The sequence below is a fragment of the Brevirhabdus sp. genome (assembly GCF_052826345.1).
The window spans coordinates 1-6,954 of sequence record NZ_JBRBUA010000052.1 but is presented as its reverse complement, the minus strand read 5'-3'; the positions used below and the strand labels follow the sequence as shown (position 1 = coordinate 6,954).

Sequence of the window (6,954 nt, the reverse complement as noted above, 5' to 3'; positions counted from 1 at the left end):
GCATCGACGGGCCATAGCCCTCGTAATGCATCGTGTTCGACGGCGTGCGCGGAAAGATCGTCTCGGGATGCAGCGACTGGAAGTGATAGCCTTCGAGATAGCCGTCGAACGCGATCTTCCAGTTCGCGCCATGGATTTCGCGGCTGCCGATGAAGTGCCAGTCGGCAAAGCCCAGATCCGCAAAATCATTGAGATAGCCGCGGAAATAGCCATCGAGATCGATCGATCCGTTCTGGTCGAGCGACACGAAGATCAGCCCATGCCGCTCTTCGCACGGCAGTTCCTTCAGCCCGCGTGCGGACTTGTCGACATCGCCAAAGCTCTTCTGGTCGTTGATGCCGATCAGCCGGCCGTCGCGGCCATAGGTCCAGGCGTGATACTTGCAGATGAAGCGCGAGCAATTGCCGTGCCCTTCCTCCGCCACCGGCGCGCCGCGATGCGAGCATACGTTCAGGAACGCCCGCACCGTACCGTCCTTGTCGCGGGTAATCAGGACCGGCATGCCGACCGCGTCCATCGCCTTGTAATCGCCGGGGTTGGGCATTTCGGCGGTGAAGGCCAGCATCAAGGGCAGCTTCTTGAAGATCCGGTCGATCTCCTGCCGGTACACCTTTTCGTCGCAATAGGATGCGGCGGGCACGGTCATGGTGTCCTTGCCCTGGAATGTGGTCTTGTTCTCGACATAGCCGATCATGGTTTCGGCCAGTTCGCCCAGATGTCCGATGCGTGCTGCGCGGTCCATCGCTCTCTCCCGATGTGTTCTGCATGGAATCCGCACCTTGGGGATTCCCGGTTGGGACGAAAACTGCCCCTTATCGACGGCAGAAACAACCTGACGGGAATGAGAGGTTGTGCCTCAGGTAAAAGCGCACGCTGGCGCCTTGCGGCCGAGATCCTGTTATTGCCGGGACCCTATTATTTCCGCCAATGGCCGCCGCCGCCCATCCGCGCGAGAACGAGGCAGGGAAAGGAGCAAATTCATGGACCGAGTGGAAGCGCCGTGGCGCTGGCTGGAGCGATTGCCGCGCCATCTTGCGGATTTCGCAGACCAGTGGCGGGGGAAGACCATCGCCGATCTCGCTCGGGAACGGGTGGACGAAGATCCCGGTTTCGTCGCACTGGTCGACGACCGCCGCGACCTGACGCGCCGCGAATGGCTGGAGGAGGCGCAGGCACTGGCCAATGCATTGCACGCGCGCGGCTTTGCGGCGGGCGACGTGATCGCATTCCAGACACCCAATTGGCACGAGGCGGCGATCATCGACCTTGCCTGCGCCATCGCCGGACTGGTGCTCTCCCCCATCGTGCCGATCTACCGCGATGCCGAGGTGACGATGATGCTGGGCGACTGCCGTGCGCGCGGCCTGTTCACCTGCACGCAGTTCCGCCGCTATGACTTTGCCGAAATGGCGGACAGGATCCGCGGCGACCTGCCCGACCTGACCCATGTCTTCACCGTGCGCGGCGACGGGCCGGACGATTTTGCCGCGCTGGTTCAGGAAGGCCGCACCCTTCCCGCATACCGGCCCGAAGTCGATGCGACCGAAGTCAAGCTGGTGCTCTATACCTCTGGCACCACCGGGCGGCCCAAGGGCGTTCTGCACAGCCACAACACGCTCGAGAATATCGTGCGCAAAAGCTATGAACACTGGCGGATCGGCGAGGGCGACACGCTGATCATGCCCTCGCCCGTCACCCATGTGTCGGGCTATGCCAACGGGCTGGAATCGCCGCTGATCATGGGCACGCGCGTCGTGCTGATGGAAAGCTGGAACGCCGAAGAGGCCGTCCGCCTGATCGAGAAATACGAGGTGGCGGGCACCGTCGCGGCGACCCCGTTCCTTGTCGAGCTGGCCAATGCCGCGCGGCAGGCGGGCACGCGGCTGCCGTCGATGCGCATGTTCGCCTGCGGGGGCGCGGCGGTGCCGCCCGACCTCATCCCCTCGGCCAATTCGGCGTTCGACAATCTGCAGGCGTTCCGCGTCTTTGGCGCGAGCGAGGTTCCGTTGGTCAGTTTCGGCTGGCCCGACGATCCGGAACTGGCAGCGCGCACCGACGGCGAGGTGGTCGATTACGAAGTGAAGTTGATCGACGACGCCGGCGAGCCGGTCGCGCCTGGCACGGAGGGAGAGATCCTCTCACGCGGGCCGTCGATGATGCTGGGCTATGCGGACAAGGCGCAAAGCAGCGCCGCCTTCGATGCAGAGGGCTATTTCAGGACCGGCGACCTGGGCGTGCTGTCGCCCGAGGGCGCGATTACCATCACCGGCCGCAAGAAGGACCTGATCATCCGCGGCGGCGAGAACATCAGCGCGGTCGAGATCGAGGACGTGCTGCGCACCCATCCGCAAGTCCGCGACGCCAGCGTGGTCGCCATGCCGCACGAACGGCTGGGTGAAGGCGTGTGCGCCTATGTCATCAGCGAGGAGGACGCGCCCGACACCGCCGCGCTGTGCCGGCATGTGCAGGAAAGCGGGCTGGCAAAGCAGAAAACGCCCGAACGCTTCGTCTTCGTTCAGGATTTCCCCCGCACCGCATCGGGCAAGATCCGCAAGGACCGCCTCCGCGCCGAAGTCGCCGCCATGATCGAGCAGGAGAAAGCGAGCGCCTGAGCGCCCTTACCCCTTGGCGGCGGCGGCGATCGAGGCCTCCATCTGCTCGGGCGTGGGATTGCCGCGCAGGCACAGCCCGCCGTTCACCTGCAGGTTCTCGCCCGTCATGAAACATTCGTCGCTGGCCAGGAACACGGCGGCGGCGGCGATATCCTCGCTGGTGCCGTATCGGCCCAGCGGATAGCCGGGTAGGAAGCTTTCCAGCAGGCCGGGCACTTCTCCCGCCTCCGCGGTCATCGGCGTTTCGGTCAGGCCGGGCGAAATCGAATTGGCGCGAATGCCGTCGTGCCCGAACTCGTTCGCAACGCAGCGGATGATGTGATCGGTCGCCGCCTTGGTGCCCATATAGGCGGCGTGGTTCCACAGCATGATCTTTGCCGTCGCGCTGGAAATCTGGATGATCGATCCCCCCTGGCCCCCATGCGAACGCGCCATCTTGCGCAGCAGTGCCTGATAGAGCTGAAACGGTCCGACCAGCTGCAGAGCCGTCATCTGCTCCAGCTGCTCACGCGTGTTGTCGAGGAACGGGGTCAACAGGCCCCAACCGGTGGCGTTGACCGCGATGTCGATGCCGCCCATCGCCGCATGCGCATCCTCCACCAAGGCGTTCACGCTGTCTTCCTGCGTCAGATCGCAGGCGATCGCCGTCGCGCCGTTTTCCTTGGCGAAATCGTCCAGCACCGCCTGCTTGCGCCCCGCGACCGTGACCGCCGCGCCTTCGGATAGGAAGCGCCGCGCCATCATCTGCCCCATATTGCCCTCGCTGCTGGCGCCCACGATCAGGGCGCGCTTGCCTTTGAGTCTTGTCATCCGTGCGTCTCCCATGTGTTTGCGTCATGAGTATCACCGGGGGGCGACGCGCAGCACTGCGCAAAAGTGCAGTCGATACGTCGCCGCAGCGCCTCTAGTGTAAGACTGCATCGAAATCCGCGCGCAGCATGCGCGGAACGGATCACACCACGGGAAAGGATTGTCACATGGATCTGGGCCTCAAGGGCAGGAAAGCCATCCTCATTGGCGCGAACGGCGGCATCGGCCGCAAGGTCGCCAAGACACTCGCGGCCGAGGGTTGCCATGTCGCGATCTGCGGACGCACGCAGGACAAGGTCGACACCGTGGTGGGCGAGCTTGAGCCCAGCGGCGTGACCGTTCACGCCAAGACGCTGGACGTTACCGATGCGGGCGCGGTCCCCGCCTTCGTGAAGGAAGCCGCGGACAAGCTTGGCGGCTGCGACATCTTCATCAGCTTCACCTCCGCCAATCCGGGCGAGGATACTGACGATGGCTGGGAGACGATCCTGAAAACCGATATCCTGCCGATGCGCCGCGGGATCGAGGCGGCCATGCCCTTCCTCGAGAAATCGGACGCCGCGTCGATCATCTGCATGAGCTCGACCGGCGCGGTCGAGGAATTCATGGGCGTGCAGCCGTACAACTCGATGAAGGCCGCGGTGATGAACTATGCCGCCGCGCTGTCGCAGAACCTTGCAGGCAAGGGCATCCGCGCCAATTGCATCACCCCCGGCCCCGTCATGTGCGAGGATGGGCCATGGGCCTATATCCGCGACAACATGAAGGAGTTCTACGAGGATACGCTGTCCAAGATCCCGATGGGCCGACTGACCGACGGGGACGAGCTGGCCCGCACCATCGCCTTCATCGCATCGCCGAGCTGCAAGGCGATGACGGGCGCGAATATCGTGGTCGACGGCGGCTATACCAAGCGCGTGCAGTTCTGAACCGCGAACGGGCGGGGCCCACGGCCCCGCCCGCACCGCTGAATCAGCCGATCTTCAGGATCAGCTTGCCGGTGTTCCGGCCCGAAAACAGCCGCATGAACGCGTCATAGCTGTTCTCGATGCCGTGCTGCACATCCTCGTCGATACGCATGCGGCCCTGCTGCATCCATTCGGCGATCTGCGCGCCCCCTTCGGCGAAGCGCGGGGCATAGTCCATCACCAGGAATCCGTGCAGCGTCGCTTCCTTGACGATGACCTGCCAAAGGTTCTTCAGCCCGTGCGGCTCCACCGCGTTATATTCGCTGATCAGTCCGCACAGCACGACGCGCGCCTTCTTGGCCAGTTCGAAGACCTCGGCCTCGAATATGTCGCCGCCGACATTCTCGAACACGATGTCGATGCCATCGGGGGTTGCCTGCGCCAGTTCGGCGCGCAGCGCGTCGATGTCTTTGCCGCGGTAGTCGATGGCGACGTCATAGCCGTAATCCTCCACCAGCCGGCGGCATTTTTCCGGGCCGCCCGCGATGCCGATGGTGCGGCATCCCATGATGCGGCCGATCTGCCCCACCACCGAACCGACCGCGCCCGCAGCAGCGCTGACGCACAAGGTCTCGCCCGCCCTAGGCTTGGCGACCTCCATCAGGCCGAAATAGGCGGTCAGCCCGACCGCACCCATGGCCGACAGGAAACGCGAGGGGCTGTCGACAAGCGACACATCGATCGGCGCGGTGAAATGGCCGGGCGTGACCGCGGTGTAATCCTCGATCGCGTTCAGCTCCATCGCCCAGCTTCCCACCGGATAGTCGGGATTGTCGCTGGCATGCACCTTGCCCACGCAGGTCGCGCGCACCGCATCGCCCAGCGGAATCGGCGGCATGTAGCTTTCCTCGTCCGACATCCACCCGCGCTGCGCCGGGTCGAGCGAGCAATAGACATTGCGCATCACGAAGCCTCCGGGCGGCGGAGCGGGAATATCCTCTTCCACCAGTTCGAAATCTTCGGGCACCGGGTCCCCTTCGGGACGGCGGCGCAGGATGAAGCGGCGGTTCTCGGGCATGATCTCTCCTATCTGCTTTTGCCTGCATGGTCGGCAGATGACCCCGGTTTGGCACCTGATACAAAGTGCAGTGACGCAAAGCCCGCAGAAAAGGGAAAAGACGCGTGTAAGCGTGGCAGCGCAAAAGCGCCGGCGACATCAAGGGGAGAAGGATGATGGCAACAGGTTTCACACGTGCGTTCGCGGCAGCCGCGCTCGCAGGTTCGGCAATGATTTCCGTGCAAGCCGCCCACGCGCAGGTCACGAACGAGGATACCGACCTCGTCACCGATCCCGAAGGGCCCACCCCGGCCGCCGGCCCGGTCGAGGGCAGCACCGACCCCAATGCCATCATCGTGACCGCCCGCCGCCGCGAGGAATCGCTGCAGGACACGCCCGTCGCCATCACCGCGATCAATGCCGCGATGCTGGAGAACAAGAACTCGCTCAATATCGGCGACCTTCAGGGCGAAGCGCCCAACCTGTTGATCACCCAGCAGAATTCGGGCGCGGCGGCGGCGAACCTGTCGATCCGCGGCCTGACCTATGCCGATATCGAAAAATCGCAGGAGCCCACCGTGGGCGTCGTTATCGACGGCGTGTTCATCGGCACCAATACCGGCCAGCTGCTGGACTTCTTCGACATCGAACAGATCGAGGTGCTGCGCGGGCCGCAGGGCACGCTGTTCGGGCGCAACACCATCGGCGGCGTCATCAACATCCGCCGCACCCGCCCCACCTTCGAACCCGGCATCAAGGCCGAGGCGTCCTATGCCAAGTTCGGCACCTATAGCGCGCGCGCCGTGGTCAATTTCGGCATTGGCGACATGATCGGGGTCAAGCCGTTCTATTTCTACAACGAAACCGACGGCTTCCACCGCGACGGCCAGACCGGCGAGCGTCGCGGCGGATCGAAGAACCAGAATTTCGGCGTCGCCATCGCGGTCGAGCCCAACGACGATTTCGACGTCCTGCTGACGGTGGAGAAGCAGAGGCAGGAATTCGAGGTCGTCAACTCGGTCATCACCAACGATACCGAGCTGTTCTGCGGCTTTGCCCCGCCAGAACTTTGCAACCGCAACACCACCGACGACCTGTATACCGTCTTTGGACAGCCGGCGGGCGGCGTCTATGAAGCGCCCGCGATCACCGCGGAAGCGAATTGGGACACGGGTCCGATCCTGCTGACCTCGGTCACGGGCCTGCGCAAGTCGAGCGAGGACCAGACGCAGGACTTCGATTCGACCTATACCGACCTTTATTACACCCGCCGTATCCAGAGCTATAAGCAGTTCAGCCAGGAAATTCGCGCGGCGGGCGATCTGTTCGACGGCTTCGACTATGTCGTCGGCGGCTTCTACTTCGATTCTGAATTCGACCTGACCCAGTACACGCGCGTCTTCGGCTTCTCGCCCGGTGTGGATCCCATCGATTTCGACCCCAATCCGCAAAACGTCATCGGCAAAACCAAGAGCTATGCGGTGTTCGGCGACTTCAACTGGAATTTCGCCGAGAACCTGCGCCTGTCGTTCGGCGGCCGGTGGACGCGCGACGAAAAAAGCCTGCG

Annotated in this window: 6 protein-coding genes; 3 read left to right on the top strand and 3 right to left on the bottom strand. The window is 63.8% G+C overall.

Annotation, left to right across the window (positions count from 1 at the left end):
• A partial coding sequence (locus ACU0BR_RS06250) for an aromatic ring-hydroxylating oxygenase subunit alpha (protein ID WP_446155988.1) occupies window positions 1–742 on the bottom strand: 742 nt, incomplete at its 3' end.
• 238 nt (window positions 743–980) lie between these two features.
• On the opposite strand from ACU0BR_RS06250, the gene ACU0BR_RS06245 reads away from it, so the two are divergent.
• A complete protein-coding gene (locus ACU0BR_RS06245) occupies window positions 981–2,612 on the top strand; it encodes an AMP-binding protein (protein WP_446155987.1) in 1,632 nt (543 codons plus the stop codon).
• 6 nt (window positions 2,613–2,618) lie between these two features.
• On the opposite strand, the gene ACU0BR_RS06240 is transcribed toward ACU0BR_RS06245, so the two are convergent.
• Window positions 2,619–3,422: an SDR family NAD(P)-dependent oxidoreductase gene (locus tag ACU0BR_RS06240; RefSeq protein WP_446155986.1), complete on the bottom strand. Its 804-nt coding sequence runs from the start codon at window positions 3,420–3,422 to the stop codon at window positions 2,619–2,621.
• Between the two features lie 167 nt (window positions 3,423–3,589).
• On the opposite strand from ACU0BR_RS06240, the gene ACU0BR_RS06235 reads away from it, so the two are divergent.
• Window positions 3,590–4,351 carry an SDR family NAD(P)-dependent oxidoreductase gene (locus ACU0BR_RS06235; RefSeq protein WP_446155985.1) on the top strand — a complete coding sequence of 254 codons (762 nt, stop codon included), beginning with the start codon at window positions 3,590–3,592 and terminating at the stop codon, window positions 4,349–4,351.
• 43 nt (window positions 4,352–4,394) lie between these two features.
• On the opposite strand, the gene ACU0BR_RS06230 is transcribed toward ACU0BR_RS06235, so the two are convergent.
• Window positions 4,395–5,408: an NADP-dependent oxidoreductase gene (locus tag ACU0BR_RS06230; protein ID WP_446155984.1), complete on the bottom strand. Its 1,014-nt coding sequence runs from the start codon at window positions 5,406–5,408 to the stop codon at window positions 4,395–4,397.
• Window positions 5,409–5,617: 209 nt separating this feature from the next.
• Here ACU0BR_RS06230 and ACU0BR_RS06225 point away from each other — a divergent pair.
• On the top strand, window positions 5,618–6,954 hold a 1,337-nt coding region (locus ACU0BR_RS06225; protein ID WP_446155983.1), incomplete at its 3' end, for a TonB-dependent receptor.